The 25840-nt window shown below is 50.4% G+C and carries 24 protein-coding genes, 1 rRNA gene and 2 pseudogenes; 2 read left to right on the top strand and 25 right to left on the bottom strand.

Annotated elements, in window-relative coordinates:
• Window positions 1-39: 39 nt before the first annotated feature.
• The 3 genes from ACPV3A_RS21700 to cysE are packed head-to-tail and all read right to left on the bottom strand — an operon-like array spanning window position 40 to window position 2634.
• Entirely contained in the window at window positions 40-483 is a 444-nt protein-coding gene (locus ACPV3A_RS21700) for a Mini-ribonuclease 3 (protein ID WP_339220160.1), read from the bottom strand.
• Entirely contained in the window at window positions 480-1886 is a 1407-nt protein-coding gene (gene cysS, locus ACPV3A_RS21695) for a cysteine--tRNA ligase (RefSeq protein ID WP_426201079.1), read from the bottom strand. Before cysS ends, ACPV3A_RS21700 begins: the two co-directional genes overlap by 4 nt.
• Window positions 1887-1944: 58 nt before the next feature.
• Window positions 1945-2634, bottom strand: coding sequence for a serine O-acetyltransferase (gene cysE / locus ACPV3A_RS21690; RefSeq protein ID WP_426201077.1), 690 nt, complete (start codon window positions 2632-2634; stop codon window positions 1945-1947).
• Window positions 2635-2815: 181 nt separating this feature from the next.
• Between cysE and ACPV3A_RS21685 the strand changes: the two genes are divergently transcribed.
• The gene (locus ACPV3A_RS21685; RefSeq protein ID WP_426201075.1) at window positions 2816-3031 is read left to right on the top strand and encodes a hypothetical protein; all 216 of its coding nucleotides are present in this window, start codon (window positions 2816-2818) and stop codon (window positions 3029-3031) included.
• Between the two features lie 297 nt (window positions 3032-3328).
• On the opposite strand, the gene gltX is transcribed toward ACPV3A_RS21685, so the two are convergent.
• The 4 genes from gltX to ACPV3A_RS21665 form a co-directional block, all read right to left on the bottom strand.
• On the bottom strand, window positions 3329-4792 hold the full coding sequence (gltX, locus tag ACPV3A_RS21680; protein WP_426201073.1) for a glutamate--tRNA ligase: 1464 nt from the start codon (window positions 4790-4792) through the stop codon (window positions 3329-3331).
• Window positions 4793-4863: 71 nt separating this feature from the next.
• Window positions 4864-5352, bottom strand: coding sequence for a 2-C-methyl-D-erythritol 2,4-cyclodiphosphate synthase (gene ispF, locus ACPV3A_RS21675; protein ID WP_426201071.1), 489 nt, complete (start codon window positions 5350-5352; stop codon window positions 4864-4866).
• Window positions 5349-6044, bottom strand: a complete 696-nt coding sequence (ispD, locus tag ACPV3A_RS21670; protein WP_426201069.1) for a 2-C-methyl-D-erythritol 4-phosphate cytidylyltransferase — start codon at window positions 6042-6044, stop codon at window positions 5349-5351. Before ispD ends, ispF begins: the two co-directional genes overlap by 4 nt.
• 76 nt (window positions 6045-6120) lie before the next feature.
• Window positions 6121-7209, bottom strand: a complete 1089-nt coding sequence (locus ACPV3A_RS21665; protein ID WP_071221034.1) for a PIN/TRAM domain-containing protein — start codon at window positions 7207-7209, stop codon at window positions 6121-6123.
• Between the two features lie 397 nt (window positions 7210-7606).
• On the opposite strand from ACPV3A_RS21665, the gene ACPV3A_RS21660 reads away from it, so the two are divergent.
• A complete protein-coding gene (locus ACPV3A_RS21660) occupies window positions 7607-8002 on the top strand; it encodes a DUF1573 domain-containing protein (RefSeq protein WP_071221035.1) in 396 nt (131 codons plus the stop codon).
• 123 nt (window positions 8003-8125) lie between these two features.
• Here the strand turns inward: ACPV3A_RS21660 and pssA are convergent, their stop codons facing one another.
• The 18 genes and pseudogenes from pssA to rrf all read right to left on the bottom strand — a co-directional run.
• Window positions 8126-8860, bottom strand: a complete 735-nt coding sequence (gene pssA / locus ACPV3A_RS21655; RefSeq protein ID WP_071221036.1) for a CDP-diacylglycerol--serine O-phosphatidyltransferase — start codon at window positions 8858-8860, stop codon at window positions 8126-8128.
• A gap of 49 nt (window positions 8861-8909) precedes the next feature.
• Window positions 8910-9986 (bottom strand): DNA integrity scanning diadenylate cyclase DisA, encoded by a 1077-nt coding sequence (disA, locus tag ACPV3A_RS21650; protein WP_071221037.1) that lies wholly within the window; start codon window positions 9984-9986, stop codon window positions 8910-8912.
• Window positions 9987-9999: 13 nt separating this feature from the next.
• Window positions 10000-11367 carry a DNA repair protein RadA gene (radA, locus tag ACPV3A_RS21645; protein ID WP_098749113.1) on the bottom strand — a complete coding sequence of 456 codons (1368 nt, stop codon included), beginning with the start codon at window positions 11365-11367 and terminating at the stop codon, window positions 10000-10002.
• Window positions 11368-11855: 488 nt separating this feature from the next.
• Window positions 11856-14281: pseudogene (locus ACPV3A_RS21640) on the bottom strand (ATP-dependent Clp protease ATP-binding subunit).
• A 110-nt stretch (window positions 14282-14391) separates the two neighbouring features.
• A complete protein-coding gene (locus ACPV3A_RS21635; protein ID WP_071221040.1) occupies window positions 14392-15456 on the bottom strand; it encodes a protein arginine kinase in 1065 nt (354 codons plus the stop codon).
• A gap of 38 nt (window positions 15457-15494) precedes the next feature.
• Complete coding sequence (locus tag ACPV3A_RS21630; protein ID WP_194544713.1) at window positions 15495-16019, bottom strand: UvrB/UvrC motif-containing protein; 525 nt, start codon at window positions 16017-16019, stop codon at window positions 15495-15497.
• A 24-nt stretch (window positions 16020-16043) separates the two neighbouring features.
• Window positions 16044-16505, bottom strand: a complete 462-nt coding sequence (locus tag ACPV3A_RS21625) for a CtsR family transcriptional regulator (protein WP_071221042.1) — start codon at window positions 16503-16505, stop codon at window positions 16044-16046.
• Between the two features lie 356 nt (window positions 16506-16861).
• Complete coding sequence (locus tag ACPV3A_RS21620; RefSeq protein WP_194544715.1) at window positions 16862-17578, bottom strand: GntR family transcriptional regulator; 717 nt, start codon at window positions 17576-17578, stop codon at window positions 16862-16864.
• A 7-nt stretch (window positions 17579-17585) separates the two neighbouring features.
• Window positions 17586-18602, bottom strand: coding sequence for a sugar kinase (locus tag ACPV3A_RS21615; RefSeq protein WP_426201063.1), 1017 nt, complete (start codon window positions 18600-18602; stop codon window positions 17586-17588).
• Window positions 18595-19350: a 2-dehydro-3-deoxy-phosphogluconate aldolase gene (gene dagF, locus ACPV3A_RS21610; RefSeq protein WP_426201061.1), complete on the bottom strand. Its 756-nt coding sequence runs from the start codon at window positions 19348-19350 to the stop codon at window positions 18595-18597. Before dagF ends, ACPV3A_RS21615 begins: the two co-directional genes overlap by 8 nt.
• 1 nt (window position 19351) lies before the next feature.
• Window positions 19352-20455 carry a DgaE family pyridoxal phosphate-dependent ammonia lyase gene (locus ACPV3A_RS21605; RefSeq protein ID WP_326114810.1) on the bottom strand — a complete coding sequence of 368 codons (1104 nt, stop codon included), beginning with the start codon at window positions 20453-20455 and terminating at the stop codon, window positions 19352-19354.
• Window positions 20433-21536 carry an amidohydrolase/deacetylase family metallohydrolase gene (locus ACPV3A_RS21600; RefSeq protein WP_426201110.1) on the bottom strand — a complete coding sequence of 368 codons (1104 nt, stop codon included), beginning with the start codon at window positions 21534-21536 and terminating at the stop codon, window positions 20433-20435. Before ACPV3A_RS21600 ends, ACPV3A_RS21605 begins: the two co-directional genes overlap by 23 nt.
• A gap of 355 nt (window positions 21537-21891) precedes the next feature.
• Entirely contained in the window at window positions 21892-22638 is a 747-nt protein-coding gene (locus ACPV3A_RS21595; RefSeq protein WP_426201058.1) for a hypothetical protein, read from the bottom strand.
• Window positions 22635-23242: pseudogene (locus ACPV3A_RS21590) on the bottom strand (ATP-binding cassette domain-containing protein). The gene ACPV3A_RS21595 and the pseudogene ACPV3A_RS21590 overlap by 4 nt, the downstream one beginning before the upstream one ends.
• Window positions 23239-23604 carry a GntR family transcriptional regulator gene (locus tag ACPV3A_RS21585; RefSeq protein ID WP_076326254.1) on the bottom strand — a complete coding sequence of 122 codons (366 nt, stop codon included), beginning with the start codon at window positions 23602-23604 and terminating at the stop codon, window positions 23239-23241. Before ACPV3A_RS21585 ends, ACPV3A_RS21590 begins: the two are co-directional and overlap by 4 nt.
• A 46-nt stretch (window positions 23605-23650) precedes the next feature.
• Entirely contained in the window at window positions 23651-24409 is a 759-nt protein-coding gene (locus tag ACPV3A_RS21580) for an ABC transporter permease (RefSeq protein ID WP_220683753.1), read from the bottom strand.
• Complete coding sequence (locus tag ACPV3A_RS21575; protein ID WP_426201055.1) at window positions 24402-25439, bottom strand: ABC transporter ATP-binding protein; 1038 nt, start codon at window positions 25437-25439, stop codon at window positions 24402-24404. The genes ACPV3A_RS21580 and ACPV3A_RS21575 overlap by 8 nt, the downstream gene beginning before the upstream one ends.
• A 295-nt stretch (window positions 25440-25734) precedes the next feature.
• Window positions 25735-25840, bottom strand: a 5S ribosomal RNA gene (gene rrf, locus ACPV3A_RS21570); the annotation flags it as partial.

Here is a 25840-nt window from a genome sequence, read left to right as displayed (position 1 = left end):
GCTGTATCGTTTCAATGTGATGCGATATTGTCTAACGGTCTATTTAATAGACCCCTCAATATACTCGATGCTCTTCCCTATGAGCTCACGGAGCCGGTCCTGCTCACCCGTATAATATAAATACCCAACCAGCGTCTCAAATGCCGTTGCATGCCGGTATTCGAGGACGTCGGCATTTTTGGGGATGCTGCCAGATTTGGCGTTGCGTCCCTGACGCACAATATCGCGCTCTTCTTCCGTCAACTCCGGATCCAGATAAGCCAATATTCGGCTCTGTGCCTTCGCCGACACAAATCCTGTTGCCGAACGGTGCAAGTGATGGGGGCGGAGATTCGCTCTCGATATCAAAAACTGCCGCACCGCCACCTCATAAATGGCATCTCCGATATAGGCAAGCACGATGGGCGGGATTAACCGGGCCGGCTTCGACGGCGGAAAATCGAACCAGCCTACTGCGGGATCATGAAACTCAGGCCCGCTCATTTACGCCGCCAGCGCATACCCTGCGCCGTATCCTCAAGCACGATGCCTTCATCCGCCAGCTTGTCGCGGATTTCATCCGCTCGGGCCCAGTTTTTATTCTTCCGGGCTTCGACACGTTCGGTAATCAGAGCTTCAATCTCTTCGTCCAGCAATTCATCCGTGCCTGTATTTACGATGCGCAGCACGCCGTTCATTTCGTTGAAAGCGCGCAGCACTTCATGCAGGTCCGCCGCAGGTATCGAGGCTTCCTTCAGCAGCTGATTCGCCTCGCTGGCCCATTGGAACATGGCGGTGATGGCGTCCGGCGTGTTGAAATCATCCTGCATCTTCTGATGAAATTCGACAAGGACGGCCGATATTTTATCCGAAACTTCCTGGCTTACGTTATCGTCCTTCGAACCGATCGCGGTACTCAATCGATGCTCGATATTAGCCGCCGCATTCGCCAGACGTTCCACGCTGTTCTGCGCCTGCTCCATCACCTCATCGCTATAATTCAGCGGGTTGCGGTAATGGGTGGACAACATGAAATAGCGGATAGCTTCTTTTGTATATTGTTCACGAAGTTCCTTAACCAATACACCATTGCCTAACGATTTCGACATTTTCTCGTTATTGATGCGGATATATCCATTGTGCATCCAATAGTTCGCCAGCGGTTTACCTGTCAGTGCCTCCGACTGCGCAACTTCGCATTCATGGTGCGGGAACTGCAGGTCCTGGCCGCCGCCATGGATATCCAGCGTATCCCCTAGATAACGACGGGCCATGGCGGAACACTCAATATGCCAGCCTGGACGGCCGTCGCCCCAAGGACTGCTCCAGTAGATCTCTCCAGGCTTCGCGGCTTTCCATAGAACAAAGTCTTCCGGATTTTCTTTCCGCTTATCCACCTCAATCCGGATACCGAATTGCAGCTCGTCGAGATTTTGCTGGGACAGCTTCCCGTAATCGTCAAACTTGCGGGTCCGGTAGAATACATCTCCCCCGTTCTCATAAGCAAAGTCGCGGTCAATGAGTTCCTGGATGAATTCGATAATGCTCTCCATATTGTCCGTTACCCGTGGATTCAATGTCGCTCTTGGTATGCCAAGACCGTCCAGATCCTCGTAATAGGCGTTAATAAACTTATCCGCGACCTCCGGAACGGTCGTCCCGGTTTGCTCCGCTTTCCGGATCATTTTGTCATCCACATCCGTAAAATTCACCACGTAATTCACATCATTACCCTGGTTCTCAAAGTAAGCTCGAACCACGTCGAAAAAGATCATCGGCCGAGCATTCCCGATATGGATATAATCGTACACGGTAGGACCGCACACGTAGATCTTTACCTTCCCGGGTTCCTGAGCAACAAACGTTTCTTTCATGCGGGTTAGCGTGTTATAGATTTGCAGTGCCATAGGGTATCATCTCAATCCTTTCATTCCATCGCTTATTGTTCCTTCACGGCTTACGGGCTTACTCTTCTTTGGCCGAAGACACAACGACCTCGGATACCATGCCTTTAGACTGGTTTCGTTTGCTCTCATGAAGCTCCGCCCGGAGCTGATCGATCTCCTTCTGCATCGAACGGAGCATATCAACAATCGGATCGGGCAGATTCGTGTGATCCAGCCGGTCGCGCACCCGCTCTCCGTTCTGTTTCACGATTTTTCCCGGATTGCCAACAACGGTGCTGTTTTGGGGAACAGGTCTTAATACGACTGCATTGGAACCAATGTTACAGTTATCCCCAATCGTAAAGGAACCTAGCACTTTCGCACCCGATCCGATGACCACGTTGTTGCCGATGGTCGGGTGCCGCTTGCCTTTTTCCTTGCCGGTTCCTCCAAGCGTTACCCCCTGGTAGATCACCACGTCATCCCCAATCTCACAGGTCTCTCCAATGACAACCCCCATCCCGTGGTCAATGAACAGCCGCTGCCCGATACGGGCTCCCGGATGAATCTCGATCCCTGTCATAAACCGGCTGAACTGGGATATCAACCTGGCCAGCGTATACCATCGCCGCTTAAATAATGCATGAGCTACCCGGTGCGCCCACAGTGCGTGAAGCCCCGAGTAGGTGAATACCACTTCAAAAAGTCCCCGGGCAGCCGGGTCATTCTCGAACACTGTCCGAATATCCGATTTCATCTGTTTAAACATGAACGCTCCCTCTTTCCCCTCTTCCAATCGCGCATGCAACTTGCTATCCATCGTTATTCCTGTAAATAAAAAACGCCCCTGCAGCTTATCGCTGCAGAGGCGCTAGACCGCGGTTCCACTCTGCTTAGAACCGGCACAAGTCTCCTCCCTTCGTCAGGGACGGATTCTACCGATTCTCTTCATGTCATTAACGGCAGACGACCGGCATGATCTAACGATTATGTTCGCTTCAACCATGCAGCTCACAGGTGCATTTCCGCTGCAGGCGACGGGACAACTCTCAGCCGGCAAATTCAAGTGGTCCTTGTCTTCTGCCGATTGTCCTCTCTGGAACGTGCCTGTTTTACGCGTACTTCTCCTGATCGTAGCTTTTATACGTTTATATTTGTTGATCTAGGTCAGTAGTGATTAATGACCGCGTTGCTCACTAGAGACGCTACGCTGACGGATCGTGCTTTCGATCGCTGTTGTTTTCAGATTTCTTGAACGTAAATCAACATAGTTGAAATCCGAAAACAAAGGCGAACGCTTCGCTTCTACAACACGATTCCGTCCTCTCCGCTACTTCCCTGTATGAGTAAATGCTCCATTTAATAAAACCCTAGATCAAAGAATACTTCACTTATAGTTTGGTGTAATTATAACTGATGATATACGGGCTGACAAGGAACGTTTATCGAGGAAGCCGCCCGAATTATGCGCCTTTGATCTGAGAACGCAAACGGTCAAGCACGCGATCCCTGCCAAGCAGCCAGATCGTCTGGTTCAGGTCGCGGCCATGGGTTTGTCCCGTCAAGGCTACGCGGATCGGCATAAAGAGCTGTTTGCCCTTAAATCCGGTCTCCTTCTGAACTTCCTTGATCAACGCCGCAATCTTCGGAGCGTTAAACTCATCCGTCTGCTCGATCTTCGCAAGGAATGCCGACAATACGGCAGGCACCTGCTCGCCGCCCATCACTTCAATCCCTTCGGCATCCAGCTCCAGATGCGTACGGAAGAACACTTCCGACAGATCCACGATGTCCGAAGCAGCGGTCATCTGCTCCTGATAGAGCGCCACAAGCGCGCGTGCCCACTCCTCTTGCTCGGCCGTAAGCTCGGACGGCAAGCGGCTGGCTTTTTGCAGATGCGGAATGGCTAAATCGGCAATTCGGTCCGGATCCGCGTTCTTAATGTACGTGTTATTCATATGAGCCAGCTTGTTCGTATCGAATACCGCCGGGCTCTTGGACAGACGATGCTCGTCAAAGATCGAGATCAGCTGCTCTTGGGAGAACACTTCCTCTTCCCCTTCCGGAGACCAGCCAAGCAGCGAGATGAAGTTGAACAGCGCTTCAGGCAAATAGCCAAGCTGGTCATACTGCTCGATGAACTGGATGATCGATTCATTACGCTTGCTCAGCTTCTTATGATCCTCGCCCACGATCAGGGTCATATGTCCGAACTGAGGCGGCTCCCACCCGAAGGCTTCATAGATCATCAGCTGGCGCGGCGTATTGGAGATATGATCCTCCCCGCGGAGCACATGGCTGATCTTCATCAGATGATCGTCTAAGGCTACCGCGAAATTGTAGGTAGGAATGCCGTCTTTTTTGACGATAACAAAGTCGCCCGTCTCTTTGCTGTTAAACGAAATCGTACCCTTCACCATATCATCGAATGTGTAGATACGATCTTCCGGAACGCGGAAGCGGATGCTGGCCACACGGCCTTCAGCCTCAAGCGCCTGCCGCTGCTCTTCCGTCAAATCCCGGTGCTTCCCGGAATAGCGCGGCGTTTCGCCGCGAGCCATCTGCTCTTCCCGCTCCTGCTCCAGCTCTTCTTCCGTGCAGTAGCAGCGGTAAGCAAGCCCGCGATCCAGAAGGTCCTGCCAATATTGTTTATAAATATCAAGACGCTCGGTCTGGCGGTAAGGCCCGTACTCGCCCCCGACATCCACGCTTTCATCCCAGTCCATGCCCAGCCACTTCAAGTATTTCAGCTGGCTTTGCTCTCCGCCTTCTACGTTGCGTTTTACATCCGTATCCTCGATACGAATAATGAATTTCCCGTTGTTTTTGCGGGCGAATAAATAATTGAATAATGCCGTTCTGGCATTGCCGATATGTAAATGTCCCGTTGGACTCGGTGCATAGCGCACGCGGACTTCTCCGGTCATTGTAAACCCCTCCGCTTCCCTTATTCTTTCAAGATTCCTAGCTCAAAATATTCCCTTATTGAACACATACTTCAAGATGATAGCACACCTTTTACGAGGCAGACAACCGATTGCGCGGCGATTCCTTCGCCCCTGCCGGTAAACCCGAGCTGCTCGGTAGTGGTCGCCTTCACGTTCACCTGATCCACCTCAGCATCCAGCGCTTTGGCGATCACTTCCGCCATCTGCGGAATATAGGGTGCCATCTTTGGCTTCTGCGCAATAATCGTGGAATCGATATTACCTAGTGTATACCCGCGTTCCTTGGCCATGACCCATACCTGCTCCAAAAGCTTCAGGCTGTCGGCGTCTTTAAAGGCAGGATCGTTATCGGGAAAGTGGCGCCCGATGTCGCCGAGCCCAAGCGCCCCCAGGATCGCGTCCGTTACGGCGTGCAGCAGCACGTCGGCGTCGGAGTGCCCGAGAAGCCCTTTCTCATAAGGAATCGTGACGCCTCCGATGATGCACTGCCTTCCTTCTACAAGCTGATGTACGTCAAACCCCTGTCCTACTCGAATCATTCCATGTCCTCTCCCTTACGTTTCTGTAAAAAAGCCGCATATTCCAGATCCTCCGGCGTGGTGATTTTGATATTGCTGTATTTCCCCTCCACCACGGTTACCGGATGTCCTGCCCGCTCCATCAGCATGGCATCGTCGGTGCCTGTAAACCCATCCTTCGCCGCTGCCTCATGGGCGGACAGCAGGTCGGAAAGACGAAAAGCCTGTGGGGTCTGAACGGCCCACAGACTTTGACGGTCCGGGGTGCCTGTAATCTGCCCCTTACCGTTCACCTGTTTAATCGTATCCTTCACGGGAACCCCAAGTACCGAGGCGCCCTCGCGGATTGCCGCATCGCGGCAGGCTTCAATCTCCTCTTGCGTTACAAACGGCCTTACGCCGTCATGTATCATTACCCATTCTGAAGAAATTTGCTTGATGCCTTGGTATACGGACTGCTGCCTCTCGCTTCCCCCCGGGATTACAGCGGACACCTTGTCCAAACCGTATTCCTGTATCCAGGATTCGCAGCGAGGGACATCCTCCATCCCCGTCACAAGCACAATTTCCTGCAGCCATGGTATCCGGCTGAATGCTTCAAGCGTATGAACGATAATGGGCTTTCCGTTCAGAGCCAGGTACTGCTTGCTCTCCCGGGTGCCCATCCTCGTTCCTTTTCCCGCCGCTACAATGACAGCGCCAAAGTTACTCATCAAGCACCAAACTCCTGTCTCACCCAACACGCCCCATACGGACGAATGCGGATATATATATCCCCATCATACCCCTTTACTGGGCTTTTTCCAACAGTTTTGGTTTTGCGAAGATCATTCGGCCCGCCGAGGTTTGCAGTACGCTGGTAACGAGCACTTCCATCATCGTGCCGATGTACTCGCGGCCGCCCTCCACGACGATCATCGTGCCGTCATCCAGATACGCAACGCCTTGACCATGCTCCTTGCCGTCCTTGATAATCTGTACCAGAATTTCTTCCCCTGGCAGGACCACCGGTTTGACCGCGTTAGCGAGATCATTAATGTTCAGGACCGACACGCCCTGCAGCTCGCAAACCTTATTCAAGTTAAAATCATTGGTGACCACTTTGCCTTGAAGCACTTTGGCCAGTTTCACCAGCTTGCTGTCGACCTCGGATATTTCCTCAAAGTCTCCTTCATAAATGAGTACCTTGACGTCCAGCTCTTTCTGGATTTTGTTCAAAATATCAAGGCCGCGCCGGCCGCGATTTCGCTTAAGAAGGTCTGAGGAATCCGCAATATGCTGAAGTTCCTCCAGAACAAACTCAGGAATGACTATCGTTCCTTCGATAAATCCGGTCTTGCATATATCCGCAATTCTCCCGTCAATAATGACACTCGTATCCAAAATCTTATGTTCCTCTATGCGCCGGCCCTCAGGCTCAGCGGCTTGGCTCCACTTGCCCGACATCCACAAGGACGCCAATTCATCCTTCTTCTCCAGTCCAATGCGAAACCCGATGTAACCGCCGAGCAGCGTAATGCCAACCTGCAGCAGCTGCCCTGCTTGTCCAAGCAAGGACAACCCCGGTGACAGCAATAGCGACAGCAGCAGGCCGCTCAACAGTCCCGCTGTACCCGCAGCCAGCTCATTCATCGGAATCCGGGAGAACGAAGTGATCAGGCTGTGCAGCCATCTCGTGACCCGATCCGCTGACAGCACGCCGATCATGCCAAACAATAATCCTCCAAGCACCGCGAAGGCTCCGCTTCCCGCTGCAAATAAACCTTGTCCAAAAATAGGCGAGAGCCCTGAGAAAGACCGTTCCATTGTATGATATAACGTATACCCGCCCCATGCTCCGCATAATACTGTAAATGCTAAAATAGCTTTTTTTAACATGAGCTTCCGCACACCTCCTTTTTATACCTGAATATCTTTGCTTCTATTTTCCAGTATGGTCCAATTTATAAAGTCGTAATCGTGCCGACCCATCTTTTTTTAAGATTATCGAATGTAAAGTTTTTCGGTGGAACCCAATAAATTGGATCATCGCAGGATAAACATCCCCAAAAACGCGGTGTCTCTTCTGTTGAAGTGCATCGATTGACGTTTTTTTTATAATATTTCCATATCCCCATATTCTACCGGTTTCGCCTACCCCCATCAGGCTTTGACGTGTACTGACATCAACCTCACAAATGGAATTGACCGCCTGCTGACACCTGAAATTGGTTGAAATCGCCTGAAGTAGTGGAATATAATGAACTCAATTCATAATATCGAGGTGGATGTATAAATGAGCGCTCCTAGTTTACAGGCTTTTCAGGACCAAGTTTCCGAATTGTTGCTCCGTCACCGCAGTCTCTTGGATGTTCTGTCTAAAAATGGTCAAAGCAATGCTTCAGTCAACCGGGCCGTAACCAAGGCCATCACAGAATGCGGATGCATCGAGCTCCACGCTACGAAGCAAACCTTCGATATCGGTGCTGATCTCGAATCAGCCCGGGAATTAGCCGGCACGCACGTCGAAGGCCATCTGTGCGAGAATTGCCGTGAAGCGGTAAGCACCGAACTTGGCCGCAACCTATTTTATATGTCTGCCCTTGCGAATCTTCTGGACATTCAACTGGATGAGGTTGTTGTCAAGGAGTCGCAGAAATGCTCCACATTGGGTATTTTCAACCTGTCGTAAGACCGTTAACATGATGACGGTTCGTAACGGCAAGGCACTCCATGCATACAAAAAAAAGCATTTATCTCGCTGCGCTAGCAGGGAAATAAATGCTTTTTATTTGGAGATATGTCCGAATCCGGCTTATCGGTCAGAGGATTGATAGGCCTCATCTGAATTGGGATCATCCTTTTTGCGACGTTTTTTGCGGTTCAGCCTGCGGAAATTCTGCTGCAAGCCATAACCTGCGTAAAGGACCAATGGCAAGAATATCAGCTTGGAGGTCTGCTCTGGTAAGAACACGGCAACCATAACTGCGCCAATGATGACGAGCGGCGTAAATTTAATCGCTGTTTTGGGAATGCCAATCTTCTTGAAGTTCGGGTACTTGACTGCGCTAACCATGAGATAAGAAAGCAGAAGTACGGCAATAATCATATAAGTTGCTGTAATCTCTTCATGGAATAACGCCAAGGTTGCCAGCACGCCTCCCGCAGCGGGGATCGGCAGGCCGATAAAATATCCCGGTATGCCCGGACGAACATTAAATCTTGCAAGACGCAGTGCGCCGCACATCGGAAATATGGCGGTCACTGTCCAAGCCAGTGCTGTATTAATATCCGTAAACGCTACGGTATACATAATGAGTGCCGGTGCTACGCCAAATGAAATTACATCGGATAATGAGTCAAGTTCCTTACCGAGCTCGCTTTGGGCATTTAACGCCCGAGCTACCCGACCGTCCAGTCCGTCAAGGAGCATGGCAATGATAATCATAATAGCCGCCATACTCGTTCGACCTTCCGTCGCCAAGATGATACCAATCATTCCGAGAAACAGATTACCTAAAGTAAACATGTTCGGAATTGATTTCGTCATTTTTTATTCACCTCATTAATGTTACGTACGAACATCGATTGTAGGTCTTTTAGATTTGTCTGTCAATGAATACTTGTTCTTGCAATCGTTTCAGACCTTCTTTAATGGTGCGTGCGCGAACTTCGCCAATCCCGTCCACTTCATCAAGTTCATGGATGGAAGCGGTCATAATGCTGGATAAATCATGGAACTGATCTACCAGATTACGAACGATCACATTCGGCAGGCGCGGGATTTTGTTCAAAATTCGGTAACCACGCGGCAGTATTTCTTCCTCCGATGCAGCGGCGGAAGCCGGATAACCAAGAAGCCTTACAATATGATGAATGTCCAGCAGCTCCTCATCCGTTGAACGCTTCAGCGCGAGAATGATCTCGCGGATCTTCTCCTCGCTGTACTCCCGGGCGTAGTCCGCATACAACAGCCAAGCCTCTTCCTCCATATTGCTCACAAGCTCATCCATCTGCATGCTGATCAAGCGGCCTTCGTTACCGAGCTCGTTGATATAACGCTTGATCTCCTTCTTGATGCGGAGCACCATCTCGACGCGCTGTATCACATTCACGACTTCTGGAATGGTAACCAGTTCTTCAAATTCAGACGCCGAGAGGTTGGTGAGTGATTGATTAAGCACCACGCGGTATCGCTCCAAGGTCTGTATAGCCTGATTGGCCTTGGTTAGGATAACGCCGATTTCCTTCAATGCATACCGCAGCGATCCTTGATACAGCGTAATGATGTTTCGGCGCTGCGAGATGGACACAACCAGCTTACCTGTCTGTTTCGCTACCCGCTCCGCTGTTCTGTGCCGTATCCCTGTCTCGATGGAAGAGATCGAGGAATCCGGAATCAGCTGGGTATTCGCATATAAGATTCGTTTCAAGTCTTCACTAAGGATGATGGCGCCGTCCATCTTGGCCAGCTCGTATAAATAGTTTGGCGAAAAATCGCAGTTAATGGAGAAGCCGCCGTCGACAACTTCCATTACCTCCGGGCTGTAGCCTACAACGATCAGGGCGCCCGTCTTCGCCCGCAGCACGTTCTCCAGTCCGTCGCGAAACGGCGTTCCCGGTGCTACCAGCTTTAGCAAATCATTCATTTTGTCCAGTTGGCTCGTTTCTTTCACCTTCGTATGCCCCCTAATCTAACGCAACCGCTAATGCATCTGCAACGGTGTTTACTCCTATTATTTGTATTCCTTTCGGATGCTTCCATCCCTTCAAACTCTTCTCCGGCATGAGTACGCGCTTAAAACCCAGCTTCTCGGCTTCTCTTACCCTCTGCTCCGCTCTTGAAACGGCCCGAACCTCACCGGTCAGACCCACCTCGCCAAAAATAACGTCATACGGCTTGGTCGGAATGTCGCGGAAGCTGGACGCTATGCTGACCGCTATGGCCAGATCCACCGCAGGTTCGTCGAGCTTCACGCCGCCCGCAACGTTCAGATAGGCGTCTTGGGTTTGCAGGTACATGCCCATCCGTTTCTCCAGCACGGCAATGATTAGATTCATGCGGTGGTGGTCCACCCCTGTGCCCATCCGGCGCGGTGACGGGAAGTGGGTTGTGGAGATGAGCGCCTGCAGCTCGACCAGAACTGGGCGAGTTCCCTCCATGCTTGCAACAACGGTTGAACCTGCTACACCTAAAGGCCGTTCAGATAAAAACAGTTCGGACGGATTCCCAACTTCCCGAAGTCCATCCTCACCCATCTCAAAAATGCCAATCTCATTCGTCGAACCGAAACGGTTCTTTACCGCACGAAGCAAACGGTAAGTATGGTGACGCTCTCCTTCAAAATAAAGCACACAGTCCACCATGTGCTCCAGCATCCTTGGGCCTGCAATAGCGCCTTCCTTGGTCACATGACCGACCAGGACGGTCGCTATGCCCTTCACCTTCGCCAATCGCATAAAGCGTGCCGTACACTCCCGTACCTGGGAAACGCTGCCCGGCGCACTGGTTACCTCCGGCAAATACACCGTCTGAATGGAGTCAATGACAACAAAGCCAGGCTTTACGTTCTCAATGGCTTCCTCAATCGATTCGAGATTGGTTTCACATAGGACAAACAGCTCCGGGGACAGCGCCCCGAGCCGATCTGCACGCAGTTTGGTCTGGCGTACGGATTCCTCACCGGAAATGTACAGAACGCGTATACCGTTCTGGGCCAATCGATTGGAGGCTTGCAGCAGCAGCGTGGATTTGCCGATGCCAGGATCACCGCCAACTAACACGAGTGAACCTGGAACAAGCCCGCCGCCGAGCACACGGTTCAATTCCGCAATGCCCGTCTGGATTCTGGGTTCTTTACCGCTTTCTATATTTATGATCGAAAGGGGTTTTTCTTTACTATGAAAAAGAGGGGAATTCATCCCCTGCGTCTTGATTACCGTCTCGGTCTCCTCTACCATGGAATTCCATGATTGGCAGCCCGGACATTTTCCGAACCATTTGGGCGCTTCATAGCCGCACTCGGTACAGAAAAATTTCGTTTTAGTTTTTGCCATGTGAGTCTCCTTTATGTCGCACATCATTTGTCGGATTGCGTAAAACCCTGCAAAATCAGGCATTAATCAAAGTTTACCATTTCTTATAATTCAACGTAAAGGTTAATTGGAAACTTTACGCGGGATGAGAAGGATTTGTTTCAAATTTGAAGGGGCGAGTGGGATACAAGGCTTTAATTGCTGGAGAATATAAACTAAAAACCGTGTCCGCTTCGCTGCCGGATCGTTCTTACGATCGCTGTTAAACCCAGGAAACTGGAATTGATATCAAAAGTGGTTTCCCGGTTTTAAAGGCGACCGCTATCGCTTCTTCAGAACGATTCCGTCCTCTCCGCTCGGTTGAACTGTAGGAATTTCAAACTAATCACAAGCAGCTCATACCGAGTACCCTTCAAAAGATATCCCCATCATGCAGTACCGGAATCTGACTTCACACCAACAAAACAAAACCCCGCTGGGTTTAATTCCAGCGGGGGTTGAAGTTACACTTATTCAGTTTCGGCTGATGCGGCAGTGACGCTCTCGTTCTTGTGTACAACCAGCTCGCCGTTTGCTTCATCAATGGTGAGCGAATCACCCTTGGCCACAGTACCTTTCAGCAGCTCCTCCGAGAGACGATCCTCGATGTGCTTCTGGATAGCCCGGCGCAGCGGGCGGGCACCGAAGGCCGGATCGTATCCTTCCTTCGCAATGAAGGCCTTCGCTTTGTCTGTGAGCTCGAAATGCACCTCGAATTCCTTCAGACGCTTGCGCAGCTCGTCGGACATCAAAGTCACGATTTCGGCAATGTGTTTCTCTTCCAAAGAGTGGAATACGATGATCTCGTCAATCCGGTTCAAGAACTCCGGACGGAAGCTCTTCTTGAGCTCATCCATCACTTTGCCTTTCATGTTGTTATAATCGCGACCTGCATCCGTCACCGCAGTAAATCCAAGCGTAGAATTTTTCTTGATCGCTTCCGCTCCCACGTTGGAGGTCAGGATGATCAGGGTGTTCCGGAAGTCCACCACGCGGCCCTTGGAATCGGTCAAGCGTCCGTCTTCCAGCACTTGAAGCAGGATGTTGAATACCTCAGGATGCGCCTTCTCGATTTCATCGAGCAGGACTACGGAATATGGCTTGCGGCGTACTTTCTCGGTCAGCTGACCGCCTTCTTCGTAACCTACATATCCCGGAGGCGCTCCGACGAGACGTGACGTGGAATGCTTCTCCATGTACTCGGACATATCGATCCGCACAACCGCATTCTCATCTCCGAACATCGCTTCAGCAAGAGCGCGTGCCAGCTCGGTTTTACCTACCCCTGTAGGACCCAGGAAGATGAAGGAGCCCATTGGACGCTTCGGATCTTTCAAGCCTGCACGTGCACGGCGAACCGCACGGCTGACCGCTTTGACCGCTTCCTCTTGACCGATCACGCGGCTGTGGAGGATTTCTTCCAGATTCAGAAGACGCTCGGTCTCTTCTTCTTTCAGTTTATTTACAGGAATACCAGTCCAGTTGGCGACAACGTCGGCGATATCCTCCGGCGTTACCTCGGAATCGGTACGTCCTTGTTTTTCTTTCCATTGATTCTTCGTGATTTCTAGTTCTTCGCGGAGCTTCTGCTCCGTATCGCGCAGCGCTGCAGCCTTCTCGAATTCCTGGCTTTGGACAGCTGCGTCTTTCTCTTTGCGGATGTCCTCCAGATGCGCTTCCTGATCTTTCAGATTTGGCGGTATGGTATACGTATGAAGGCGAACTTTTGAACCAGCCTCGTCAATCAGATCAATCGCTTTATCCGGCAGGAAGCGGTCCGTAATGTAGCGGTCGGACAATTTCACAGCCTGCTCGATCGCTTCATCCGTAATTTTCACGCGGTGATGCGCTTCATAACGGTCACGCAGTCCATACAGAATCTGAATGGCTTCCTCAGGCGACGGTTGGTCCACCGTAATCGGTTGGAAACGGCGCTCGAGGGCAGCATCCTTTTCAATATATTTGCGGTATTCATCCAGTGTGGTTGCTCCGATGCACTGAAGTTCTCCGCGTGCCAATGATGGCTTAAGAATGTTGGAAGCGTCAATGGCGCCTTCTGCACCGCCTGCACCGATCAAGGTATGCAGCTCATCGATGAACAGAACGATGTTGCCCGCTTGACGAATCTCATCCATGATTTTTTTCAGGCGATCCTCAAACTCGCCGCGGTATGCGTCATGACGCGTTTGTCACGCAGTGTCTCCGGAATTTCATTGTTAATGATGCGTTGTGCCAGGCCTTCCGCAATCGCCGTCTTACCTACCCCTGGTTCACCAATCAACACCGGGTTGTTCTTCGTACGGCGGCTCAACACCTGAATCACGCGCTCGATTTCTTTGCTGCGTCCAATGACCGGATCCAGGTTGCCTTCTTTGGCAATGGCGGTCAGATCGCGAGCGAGACTGTCAAGTGTAGGCGTGCTTACGTTTTGCGGCGTGCCATGATGGCTCGATACCGCTTCGCTGCTGCCGAGCAGCTGCAGCACTTGCTGGCGGGCTTTGTTCAGGCTAATGCCCAGGTTGTTCAGCACGCGTGCTGCAACCCCTTCACCTTCGCGAATCAGCCCCAGCAGAATATGCTCCGTGCCTACGTAGGTATGACCAAGCTTACGTGCTTCGTCCATGGAGAGCTCAATCACCTTTTTCGCTCTTGGCGTATAGGCAATGTTGGTAGGCTGCTCCTGTCCGCGTCCGATTAATGTTTCGACTTCATCCTGAATTTTCTCAAGACCAAGTCCAAGTCCGATCAGCGCTTTGGCTGCAATGCCGTCTCCTTCACGAATAAGTCCTAGCAGGATATGTTCTGTGCCGATATTGTTGTGCCCCAGTCGTACCGCTTCTTCCTGAGCCAATGCAAGCACCTTTTGTGCACGTTCCGTAAATCTGCCAAACATCATAGTATTGCACCTCCACGTTTCAATTAATATATTGAACCTCGCGGATTTCGGTGTATCGTCAGCAATAGGACGCTTAAACCGTCATCCAACAGTAAAACGAGTATAAATCCTTAATGGTTACCCAATGTTTCTCTAATGAGCTTAGCCCTGTACATGTCGCGTTCGGAAGGAGTCATGCCCTCTCCATAGGTCTTCTGCAGAAATCCAGGCTGCGTCTTCACATTCAGTTCATTCATGACTGGGATTTCCGGACCTTCCAGGAGGCCGAGATCCACACCAAGCCGAACATCGGACAAACGCTGGGCCGCTTCCTTGGAATCCATCACCGCCGCATAGGACAGTATGCCATAGGAGCGCATAACCCGATCCGTAATCCGGAGCTTGGATTCACCCAAGAGCCGGGCTCTGGCATTCTTCTCATGCTCGATGATTTGCAGGGCGACGCTGTGCAGATTCTCAATGATCTCCGACTCGGTTTGACCGAGCGTAATCTGATTCGAGATTTGAAACAGGTTGCCTAAAGCTTCGCTGCCTTCGCCGTAAATCCCTCTTACAGTCAAGCCTACCTGCGATACAGCCGAGAGAATCCGGTTAATCTGCTGTGTCATAACCAGAGCGGGCAGATGCATCATGACCGATGCGCGAAGGCCGGTTCCAACATTGGTCGGACAGCTGGTAAGATAACCTCGCTTATCATCAAATGCATAATCGATCTCGGATTCAAAAACATCATCCAACGCCGTCGCACGTGCCCATGCTTCACGAACCTGAAATCCGGGATATAAGCACTGTATGCGCAGGTGATCCTCTTCATTGATCATAATGCTGACGGATTCATCTTCTGTAAGGATGACTGCACCGTTTCGGGATTCATTCGCCAGATTGGGACTGATCAGATGCTTCTCAACAAGAACCTTCTTATCCAGCTCATCAATCTCACTTAATTTAATTACATGTAAATCCCCGAAATCCTGCAAATCGTCCTTATTCTTCAGCACATTCGTCAGGCGCTCTAGCACTTCTCCTGACTGCTGATCCGTTGCCAGCAGCGGGAAAGGAAGATGCTGCAGATTGCGCGCCACCCTGACACGGGTGCTGATGACAATGTCGGAATCCTGACCGTTCCCGCGCATCCACTCGCTTAGCGCCGAATCGGTAAACCGGAGATTAGACATCACGCATTCCTCCTACTAAAGTGCAAAATCTTACAATCTTATCCCTGAGCCATATTTCGCTCCAGCTCACGGATTTGGTCCCGGATCTCGGCAGCCGTTTCAAACTCCTCCTGCACGATCCGAATTTGAAGCTCCTTCTTAAGCTCATCGATCTGGCGTTTGATCTGAATCCGGCCACCCGTACGCTTCGGCACTTTGCCGACATGGGATGTTCCCCCATGGACTCGCTTAAACAATGGATCCAATCGATCCGAGAAATATTTATAACACGAGCTGCAGCCGAACCGGCCAAGCTTGCTGAACTGGGAATACGTCATACCGCATTCTTCGCACTGCAGCGTCTGGGCCATTTTTGCGCCGGGGCTCTGGCCCTTGCCTGAAGGATCCAGATCCAGAAGACCTGACAGCAAACTGTGTATAGAAAAACCATTCGACGTGCCGGGGATCAATTCCCCTTTTTCGCGGGCACAGGTTTCACAAAAATGAAACTCCGTTTTCTCCCCGTTCACAATTTTGGTGAAATGAAGTGTCGCCGGCCGTTTACCGCATTCTTGGCATATCATAATCCGATGCCCCCTTACACAGACTCACTTACCTAATAAAGAAATAAGCATCGCCTTCATAATCCTTGCACGCAGCTCATCCCGATAAGGAAGCTTCACATTCAGGCACTCCCTTGAAATGGCGGCCCGCATCAGGCTGGCCTCCCGCTTCGTTAAAAAACGGGACTCCTCCAGCTGGTAAATCAATCCTTCAGCCACCGTCTGGTCAATCATGCTGCCAATGGTATGATGAAGATGCTGCTGGAGTGCAGTATGCTGGGGAAGCTCGATACGTTGGATGCGTATGTACCCGCCCCCGCCGCGCTTGCTCTCGACAAGAAAGCCCTTCTCCAGCGTGAACCGTGTACTGATCACGTAGTTAATCTGGGAAGGAACGCAAGAAAATTGCTCCGCCAGATCGTTGCGTTGAATTTCAACGGTACCCTCCGGACTTTCCTGCAGTATGCTCTTCAGGTATTGTTCGATAATATCAGAGATATTACGCATTGGTCTGTTCATCCTCCACTGTTTGAAACGTTAAGACGGATAGTGATCTTACACGTCCGCACAGAGCCTTGCTTATACGTTTTTAACCATAATCAAAACCAGCGAACCCTCTCGTTGACTTTGACTTTCTTTGACTTTGATCTCATTATAGCACATTTTTTCATTTTGCCAAGAGGTACTTCTCAATTTATCGCGCTTTGCCTTTATTCTTATTGTACCCAGTTCTTTGATCGCTTATAGCCTCTTCTTCAAGAACAATTCATACAAAGGGCAACAAAAAAGAAGCAGCCTCTCTACCGGTGAAAACCGGTTACAAGGCCACTTCTCCATATCATAATCCTATATCGTGTCAAGCTTTAAGCGTCATAACTGATCAAGTAGTGCTGCAGCTCCGTATTGTAATAACCGATGCTGTATTCAATGATGCTCCCAGTCCCGTCATAAGAGGTTCTGAGCCGCTTCAGTAACGGAGAGCCTACACTTACTTCAAGCAATGAGGCAGTCTCTTCATTTGCCACGGTTGCCAGGAAACGGTCGCGAAAATTCTCAAGCGTAATTTGACTTTCCTCGATGCGGTCATAGAGAGACGGTAGTTCGGTGGAACCGAACTCTTCACCCATATCCACTTGGGATGACACGTAGTGAGTGTAGTAAATAAAAGGACTCCCGTCCAGTAAATACAATCGTTCAATAAGCAGGCACCGCTCCCCGAATTTTAAGAACAGTTCGCTATCCGGCTCATTAAGCACCCATTCCGTCTTCAGGTGACGCTTCCGAATCTGGTGTCCTTCTTCGACCAGAATCTCGGTAAACAGCTTGCCTTTGGAAAGCTTGGAGAAGGAAGTATTCCGGGTCACAATCGTTCCTACCCCGCTCCGCTTCTCTACATATCCTTCCTGATACAACTCCTGGATCGCATTGCGGACCGTCATTTTGCTAACGTTAAATTCCTGCTCCAGCTGCGGCTCGGAAGGAATATGGGAGCCAAGTGGATATTCCCCATGCAGAATCCGATCTTTTATGATCTTCTTGATTTGCAAGTATAACGGACCGTTCTTCCGCGTGATCGACATGATTCTCCTACCTTTCCACGTCAGACATATGATGGCTCATTGCCTGAAGCACTTCGCGTTCGTTCGCCGTCGGCGTATCCCCTGTTACGGTATGGGCAAGCATCGCCGCAGCTGCGGCAAAATCAACCGTCCGATTCGGTTCATAACCCTCCGAGATCCCGTGAATCACCCCGCTGGCGTAAGCATCACCCGCGCCGATACGATCATGAACGGAAAACGTCAACGTTTGGGAAAAATGAAACGCTCCATCCGTGTAGAGATAGCCTTGCAGGGAATGGGTGTTATCCCCGTTGATCTTGCGGTGGGTACCCGACGCAACCGTAATATTATACTTCGCTGCCACCTTCGGAATCAACTCCTGCAGCTGTTCGTTCCGATCCTCCCTGGTCGTCTCCATGCCAAGGATATAGATAGCATCCTTCTCATTCATAAAGACGATATCCGCCAATGTCAGCATTTCCTCATAGTGCGGCTTGGCAAACTCATAGCGGTCTGTCCCCCATAAAGAGGGACGATAATTGCAATCGAACACAACGGTTCCCCCGTTAGCCTTAACTTCACGAGCCAGTGTCTTCATTTGACCTCGTACCGTGTCATTCATGGAAAGAGTTATGCCGCAAAAATGGACCATGTCTATCTTTTGGGCAATCGCACCGAAATCGTACATGGCATCCTCTGCCGTGTTAAAGCTGCTGCCCAGCCGGTCCGTATAGGTCACGCGTCCGGGCCTGACACCAAAGCCATTCTCCAAAAAGTACATGCCAACATATTTGCCTCCGCGGCTTATGAGGGAAGTATCGATGCCAAGCTTGCGCAAGTAGGAAACCGCCGCTTCGCCAAGCGGGTTATCCGGCAGCGTGCTGACCAGATAACCGTTATGACCGAACCTTGCCACAGCCGAGGCGATGTTTACCCCCGTGCCGGAAAAGGAATAATTCAGATGGCTCTCTTGAGCCAAGGAAGCATATCCCGGTACTTGAAGACGCATCATCACTTCGCCATATGCGGCAATCGTCTTAGGCATATTGATCAACCAGCGCTTTTAGCTTACGATGCAGCTCTTGAACATCGCTAATGATTGTATCTCCGCATGCCGAGTCGATAATCGAGGAGTACACGTGCGGGATGACCTGCTGCACTCCCGCTTCGAATGCGATGCGCACGATGGCTTCAAAATTCTCTTTATCAATCCCGCCTGTTGGTTCAAGCGCAAATCCTTCCTCCGCACACGCCTTCGCTACCGCGCGGTACTCATCCTCCAGCTTCAAGCCCTGCATCGGGAAGTACTTCAGTGCGTTACCGCCCATATCGCGCACCAGCGCGATGGCTGCTTTTACAGGTACGATGGCTTTGTCCGATCCGGCAGCGCTCACCGGTCCGGTTGAGATATTCACGTAGCCCACTTGACCCGAAGGGGACACGAGGCTGTTGATCCAGCTTTCTTTGCCATCCAGATTGGCACGTGTAGCACCGACCGCCGGGAACACCTGATTGATATGCGTGCCTGGGTAGCTTTTTACAATCTCGGCTACCACCGCAGCTTGGCGGTTATCACCGGCACCCAATCCGATCGATACCGCATCTTCGATAACGGCGCCGTACTCCTTCATCGCAATAACGGCCTCTTGTGCGTTCGGATAATTTTTGGACAATACGCCGACCAGCACATGCCCTTCCGAAGCTTCAAAAATTTCCTTCGCGTTCTGAATGCTGCCTGCAAGTACGTTCAGTGCCGCGCGATTTCTGTAAAGACGTTTCTCCATGTTTGCCATCTTAGTTTCCCCCTGCAATCTGCTGTATTCTCGTTATAATGACCTGCAAATCATCCCCGGAGAGCGAGCGAGGATCAATATCAAAATATCCCTGGCGAACGCCGTAATCCCTGGTGTACACAGCAATATCGCCTTCGCGAAGCTGATCGTTCATGGACTTGGCACTGACCCCGGCCGCATTTTCATCGACTTTCACGCGCCCCCTATAGATCGCCCTTCCCGCTTCGTCCTGAACAATGGTCACCTCAATGCCCGGCAATTTCGATAAGGATTTCATTTCCTCCAGTGCCGCTTTCTCCTGCTCACTCTTATCTTCCTTCACCATATACTCATCCAGCGCCTGAAGCAGTCCAAACGTCGTCTCCTTGCCAACCTTCATGCTGCGCCCAATACCATGCAGCTGCGCTTTTACCCACTCGACGTATTGACGTTTGCCGCCGACAATGCCGGAGGTCGGGCCTTCAATTGCCTTGGATCCGCTGTATATGGCCAGGTCCCCGTATTTCACATACTTCTGGATATCCTCTTCGGCAGCAGCATCAATAATCAGCGGAAGTCCATGTGCCTGGGCCACTTCTGCCGCTTCTTCCACCGAAATCATATTTTTCTGTACGCAGTGATGGGATTTCACATACAAAATGGCGGCTGTACGCTCATTAATTGCTTCTGCGATATGCTCCTTGCGCCCTTCGTTGGCATACCCAACTTCAACGACCTTGCCGCCCCCGAGATAAACCATCGTTTCAACAGGTGCACCATACTGCACATTATGTCCCTTAAACATGATAATCTCGTTCTTCGCGATGGGCTCCTGGTGCAGTCGGTCACTGCGTCTGCGATTGCCTTCGGTGACGATTCCAGCCACGGAAAGCGCGATTCCGCTGGAAGCGGAATTGACAACGACCGCAGCCTCGGAACCAAGGATGCGCGCCATGTAATCGCCCGCCTTATCTACCAGATCCGCGATTTCCACGTAACTCTGCCCGCCGATCCGCATCGCTTCCATGACGGTATCCGTCGGCGCCGATACGCCAAGAATACTCATGCGCCCGCTGGCATTAACCACGCGTTTCAATCCGTATTTAGCATGTAATGAATGATCCATTGACTACCACTCCTCTGGCTTCGATATATCGATCAGCGATTCGGGTCTCCCCTTCGGAATCCGTTAAACTCATAGCGCCCTGCTGCAGGGCAAACAGCGTCAGGTGAGCGGCATCGCCGGCTTGAATTCGGCCAAGCTCCGGACGGCGCAACCATCCTGCTGCATGGTCCGTTACCGCTGAGACCACCTCCTGCAGGCTGTACCCCAAATACAGAAACTTCGTCATGACATTAGCCAGGCTGTACACCGGGCCATGGATGCGATTCCCGCGATAAATATCGGTGCTGATCGTGTCCGGCTTAATCCCTTGGGACTTGGCATATTCCGCCACCAAGAACGAGAAGCTTGCCGTTCCATGGCCCACATCCAGATGAACCCCGCGAGCTATCGCTTCCACCAGGGCAGGGATCGGCTTCCCGTCCGTATCAAATAAATTGTTGGCTTTCCCGTTCAAATAATGAGTAATAATGTCGTCTTTCTGAAGCAGCTCCAATACTTGCTCAATCGGAGGTGGCCCTGACCCGATATGTACCATCAGCGGCAGTGACGTTTTCTCCGACAATTTTCTTGCGAGTCGAAGCGGTTCTACCCCATTGTCCTTGACGACGCTTTTGCTGATTCTGGCCTTAAGTCCAATGATCAGATCCGGATACGTGTTTATCGCCTTTGTAGCCTTCTCGGCATCGATCCATTCCAGACTGGACAACTCGTCGACCCGCTGCAGACCGATATGCGAAATATTCAGAAAAGCAAATACATTCGTCTTGGACCTTGCAACCTCGGCTGCCAGTTCTCCAATCGTATCCGCGCCGCAGCTCCCTGCGTCGATTATGGTGGCAACCCCTTGCTTAACGCCGATTTCGTCGATGGCATCTCCGTAAGGCTCCAGCTTAGCGACCGCATGGACATGCATATCGATCCAGCCGCTGGACACATATAGACCTGTACCATCAAAACTGTTGGCACCCTGTGCCGTGTTCGCATGCGTTATTTCGGTTATGAACCCGTTCTCCATGACAATGTCAAAAGGTTCATCCTCATGGACCGTCTTTACATTGCGTATAATAAAACGCTGTTCCAATATCTTCATAGCTTCACTCCTTCAGCCTTGCCGGACCAGCCTTGGATCCTCTTATCCCGTCGGTTTACATTGTGTAAGTTGAGTGTCGTGGTTATAGCATAGCACAGAACGAGCGCTACGTGAATATAACGTTATAATGTTTAAGTCACAGTTACGTATTTATCCCTATTTCACATGATCTAATGGAGGGTTCCATTCTTGCTCAGAAAGGCTAGGGTTTGATTCTAGTTCTGTCTCATCCCTATGATCTCCTTCCATACGCAAAAAAACTGCCCTCGATAGGCAGTCTCTTTGTTCGTTCTATAGTCTAGACCTTGTTCATTCGTTTTCCTGATTTCCAAGTATCTTTTTTTGGTTAAACCTCAACCTTCCGGTCGATGAGGTAAACCGTTGCATACAAGATCAACGCGGCCAATATCACTTCAAAAGCAAGCGCCCCCCATGCTAATGTATATGGCACGGTCGATACCGTAAGGTCTGCCTCTTTCTCATAAAACGAAATGCTAGCCATAGGTCCAACCCACGCGGCCTCTTCTCCGAAAAGCATTTGGCTAAGCCAGCCAAGCACGTATTGCAATACGAAGAACACCAAAATGCCGATCCATGTACTGCCCTTCTTCGAAATGCTCCTAGCCACGGTAATTGCAAAAAATATCGTTATCATCAAATAGATGAATTTCCATACCATCAGCAGGGCAAGCCCAACATAATACGAAACGGAAACATCAGCGAAATTGATATATTCCCAAATGTCCGCTGCGTTCAAGTAGTACCATAAATGCAGAGCCATCAATATCCCAAGTACCAGCAAGCTTACACATGCCAGTAAAAGTGATGAACCCACATTCCACACGGAATGTACGGGGAGTAAACGCCGGTGATATGCCTTTATGTTATAGCCGAAGTTCTTGCCAGTGACCACAAGAAGCAATACACTCACGGAGCCATAAGCCAGCATGCTTAGACCCAGCATTATTCCAAGCTCCCAATCTCTTATCGAGCCTGCTACCGTGATCGCAATCTGAACGATGAGAAGGATCGCGAAGGCGCCGAGCAGCGTCGTCGAATTTCTCTTCCAGTCGTATTTGAACAGTTTTATCATTCCGCATACACCTCTTTAAACATCTCATCCACACTTTTTCCGTGTTTTAGGCGGATGTTCTCAACTTCGTCATGCATAACGACTTCGCCGCCCTGAATAAAGATCACTTCATCAAATATCCGCTCAATATCCCGGACCAAATGGGTTGAAATGATAATGCTGCTGTCTTCGTTGTAGAACTCCACAATCGCATCCAAAATTTTGCCCCGGGCTACCGGATCCACTCCGCCAATCGGCTCATCCAGCATATACAGCTGCGCTTCACGGGACAGAGCCAGTGATAACTGCAGGCGCTCATTCATTCCTTTGGATAAGGAACTGATGCGGTCATGGGTCTTTAAATTCATGAAATCCAGCATGTTGCGTGCCTTCTCCATATTAAAGTCCTGTAAGCGCCGCCCGTTGTGGGCTGAATCAACCCAGCGGCAATTTTCATTAGCGTACTCTTTCCGCTGCCGTTGGTGCCCAGCAAACCAATGATTTTTCCTCCGTTGATATCCAGATTAACATCATGTAACGCTCTGCGGCCACCGGCATACGTTTTGGTCACGTTCTTTACCTGTAACAGATTCTCCACCGTGATTTCACCTCCGCTATGGATCATGGCTGCTTCACAGCATCTTCCACGATCGATATGATATCCTGATCTTTAAAGCCAAGCTCCTGCATGCCGCGAATAAAGCGTTCCAGCAGATCGCCTGCCATTTCTTTTTTGATTTCCATAATTTTGGATTCCTCGCTTGTCACGTATCGCCCCAATCCCCGCCGCGTCTCCACAATACCCTCACGCTCCAATTCCTGAAAAGTTCGCTGCACCGTGTTTGGATTTATTTGAAGCTCACTCGCTAATTCTCGAACCGATGGGATTTTATCACCGGGCTGCAGTTTGCCGATGATGATTTCTTTCTTTAAATACGTCATGATCTGTAAATAGATCGGCAGATTATTGTCGAATTCTATACTCACTGTCGGGTTGCTCCTTTCCGCCGCTCTACCTCGAACTCAGTGTTCCTTATGCGACATCCCGTTTTTTAAACGTAACAAAGCCTATCGCAAGAAACAAGAGGAGATATACAGCGAGCATCATCATTGAGAATGTTAAACTCATGCCTGGAATCGGAGAGCTTGCGCCTCCGCTGTACATGGAAAGATCCACGTTCAGGAACAGAAGGTATTTAGACCAGGAGTAACGCGCAAGCAGTTGTACCACCATACTTTCCATAATGACCATGAACATGCCGATGCCGATTGCAGGACCGGTAGATCTCGTTAGAATGCCTACCATAAAGGTTAGCGTTACATAAACGATTGTATACACCAGGTTGTTCACGGCTCCAATGAGCACGTCGCCAAGCGTAACGGAGCCGACATCCATGCCAAACGTAATTTGACCTGTCAGCACGGCTACAGCAAACATGAAGGCCACCAGTGTTAAGATGTAAATCAATACGGCCACATATTTCGATGCCAAAATTTTGGTGCGGCTCTGTGCACGTATAAGCAGCAATTTGATGGTTCCCATGCTGTGTTCCTTCGCTACGGCTCCTGCCGTCACGACAATGGCGAGCAGGGTCAGCACTTGCCCCATTCCCTTGGTTGTAACAGCTATCTCGGCAAATTCATAACCGGTACTGCTCCCACCGGAAAACTTATAGAGCAAGAACGCCGTGAAGACCACCATTCCGGCCAAAAGCGCATAGGGCAGGAAGAAGCTGCGTTTCTTGAACATTTTGAGCCATTCATTCCAGACGAGATTTCCAAAGCTACGCAATGCGGTTGCCTCCTGTCCATTTTAAGAATTCTTCTTCAAGTGACGATTTGATCTCTTCCACGCGGTAAATCCGTACCCGTGCATCACACAGTGTCTGGATCAGCGAAGGAATATCTTCTTCCTGAAGTTGAAGGGTAATGATTCCCTCCTCCAGTTGGGTGCTCCGCAATGTGATGTTTTGCAAATGTCTAATCGTTTGTTCAGCCATGGACGCGTCATTCACGCGGAAGCTTACCGTAGTAAATTCTTCATTAACGACTGTCCCCCCGATAGAACGCTCGGTTACGAATTTCCCCTCTTGGATAACGACCACACGGCTGCACATCAGTTCCATCTCCGACAGCAGATGGCTGGATACGAGAATGGCAATTCCCTCATCTTTGGCGATTTGCTTCAAGTAATCCCGCATCTCGCGGATACCCGCTGGATCCAGGCCGTTCGTCGGCTCGTCAAGAATGAGGATGGATGGATTATGCAGCAAGGCCTGCGCTATTCCAAGCCGTTGGCGCATTCCCAGGGAATAAGCGCGCACCTTCTTGTGGATGGCATCCTGGAGCCCAACAAGCTTAACAACCTCCATGATTCTCGCGATGGTCACTCCCTCAGACATCCGCTGATACTGTCTCAGGTTGTCATAACCGCTCATGTACGGATAGAATTCCGGATTCTCGATGATGCCCCCGATATGCCGGACGGCTTGAACGAAGTCCTTTTTGATGCTGTGCCCTTTTACCTGTACATCGCCATGGGACATCTCGATTAACCCTACAATCATCCGAATGGTTGTTGTTTTGCCCGCGCCGTTCGGTCCAAGCAAACCAACGATTTCACCGCGATGAATGTCAAAGGATAGCCCATCGACGATGTTCTTCTTGCCAATCGTCTTGGTGACCTGTTCGACCGTTAGAACGACTGGACCTTTCTTGGCATCTTTCCTATTGGTGGAGGCCGATCCACTGATTCCATCAACCCATTCCCCTGAGGAATTCTCTATATTCGTTGTCCCTTTATTTGAATCGTTTCCGCTCATGTATTAGTTCCACTCCTTTTTGTATCGGTGTTATAGTTAAATAGTACACTAGTGGTTTGGTTCTGTAAAGCCTAATTTTTCAGTGTGGAAATTTTGCTTGTGCGCTCAGGGAACTGCTGCCTCATTATGGTGATTTAGAGGATTGCGAAAAAGCGTGAGGATGAATCTTTGGCGAAACGAAAAAAGACGATCTTTTAGGATCGTCTTTTGGGGCTAGTATAGAAACATCACACTCTTTAGGAGCAATAGGAAAAGACCGTTATCGATGACTCGATAACGGTCTTTATGGTTGTTCGCTTGGCGACGTCCTACTCTCCCGGGACCCTTCGGTCCAAGTACCATCGGCGCTGGAAGGCTTAACGGTCGTGTTCGGTATGGGAACGCGTGGAACCCTGAACCCT

The organism is Paenibacillus sp. Dod16 (genome assembly GCF_049893405.1).
GTDB lineage: Bacteria > Bacillota > Bacilli > Paenibacillales > Paenibacillaceae > Paenibacillus_AQ.
Note: the sequence above shows the minus strand (reverse complement) of the source record. Positions and strands in the feature narration are given on the sequence as shown.

Bases quoted from the DNA above. Each gene is read 5' to 3' on its own strand.
- ACPV3A_RS21620 (WP_194544715.1), bottom strand. From the start codon at position 17,578: ATGTCGATCACGCGGAAGAACGGTCCGTTATACTTGCAAATCAAGAAG.
- dagF (WP_426201061.1), bottom strand. From the start codon at position 19,350: ATGGCAAACATGGAGAAACGTCTTTACAGAAATCGCGCGGCACTGAAC.
- ispF (WP_426201071.1), bottom strand. From the start codon at position 5,352: ATGATTCGAGTAGGACAGGGGTTTGACGTACATCAGCTTGTAGAAGGA.
- ACPV3A_RS21605 (WP_326114810.1), bottom strand. From the start codon at position 20,455: ATGGATCATTCATTACATGCTAAATACGGATTGAAACGCGTGGTTAAT.
- pssA (WP_071221036.1), bottom strand. From the start codon at position 8,860: ATGACGAAATCAATTCCGAACATGTTTACTTTAGGTAATCTGTTTCTC.
- ACPV3A_RS21660 (WP_071221035.1), top strand. From the start codon at position 7,607: ATGAGCGCTCCTAGTTTACAGGCTTTTCAGGACCAAGTTTCCGAATTG.
- ACPV3A_RS21615 (WP_426201063.1), bottom strand. From the start codon at position 18,602: ATGCCTAAGACGATTGCCGCATATGGCGAAGTGATGATGCGTCTTCAA.
- ACPV3A_RS21700 (WP_339220160.1), bottom strand. From the start codon at position 483: ATGAGCGGGCCTGAGTTTCATGATCCCGCAGTAGGCTGGTTCGATTTT.
- radA (WP_098749113.1), bottom strand. From the start codon at position 11,367: ATGGCAAAAACTAAAACGAAATTTTTCTGTACCGAGTGCGGCTATGAA.
- ACPV3A_RS21575 (WP_426201055.1), bottom strand. From the start codon at position 25,439: ATGAGCGGAAACGATTCAAATAAAGGGACAACGAATATAGAGAATTCC.
- ACPV3A_RS21635 (WP_071221040.1), bottom strand. From the start codon at position 15,456: ATGTCTAATCTCCGGTTTACCGATTCGGCGCTAAGCGAGTGGATGCGC.
- ACPV3A_RS21595 (WP_426201058.1), bottom strand. From the start codon at position 22,638: ATGATAAAACTGTTCAAATACGACTGGAAGAGAAATTCGACGACGCTG.
- ACPV3A_RS21685 (WP_426201075.1), top strand. From the start codon at position 2,816: ATGTCATTAACGGCAGACGACCGGCATGATCTAACGATTATGTTCGCT.
- gltX (WP_426201073.1), bottom strand. From the start codon at position 4,792: ATGACCGGAGAAGTCCGCGTGCGCTATGCACCGAGTCCAACGGGACAT.
- ACPV3A_RS21625 (WP_071221042.1), bottom strand. From the start codon at position 16,505: ATGCGTAATATCTCTGATATTATCGAACAATACCTGAAGAGCATACTG.
- ACPV3A_RS21630 (WP_194544713.1), bottom strand. From the start codon at position 16,019: ATGATATGCCAAGAATGCGGTAAACGGCCGGCGACACTTCATTTCACC.
- ACPV3A_RS21665 (WP_071221034.1), bottom strand. From the start codon at position 7,209: ATGTTAAAAAAAGCTATTTTAGCATTTACAGTATTATGCGGAGCATGG.
- ispD (WP_426201069.1), bottom strand. From the start codon at position 6,044: ATGAGTAACTTTGGCGCTGTCATTGTAGCGGCGGGAAAAGGAACGAGG.
- cysE (WP_426201077.1), bottom strand. From the start codon at position 2,634: ATGTTTAAACAGATGAAATCGGATATTCGGACAGTGTTCGAGAATGAC.
- cysS (WP_426201079.1), bottom strand. From the start codon at position 1,886: ATGGCACTGCAAATCTATAACACGCTAACCCGCATGAAAGAAACGTTT.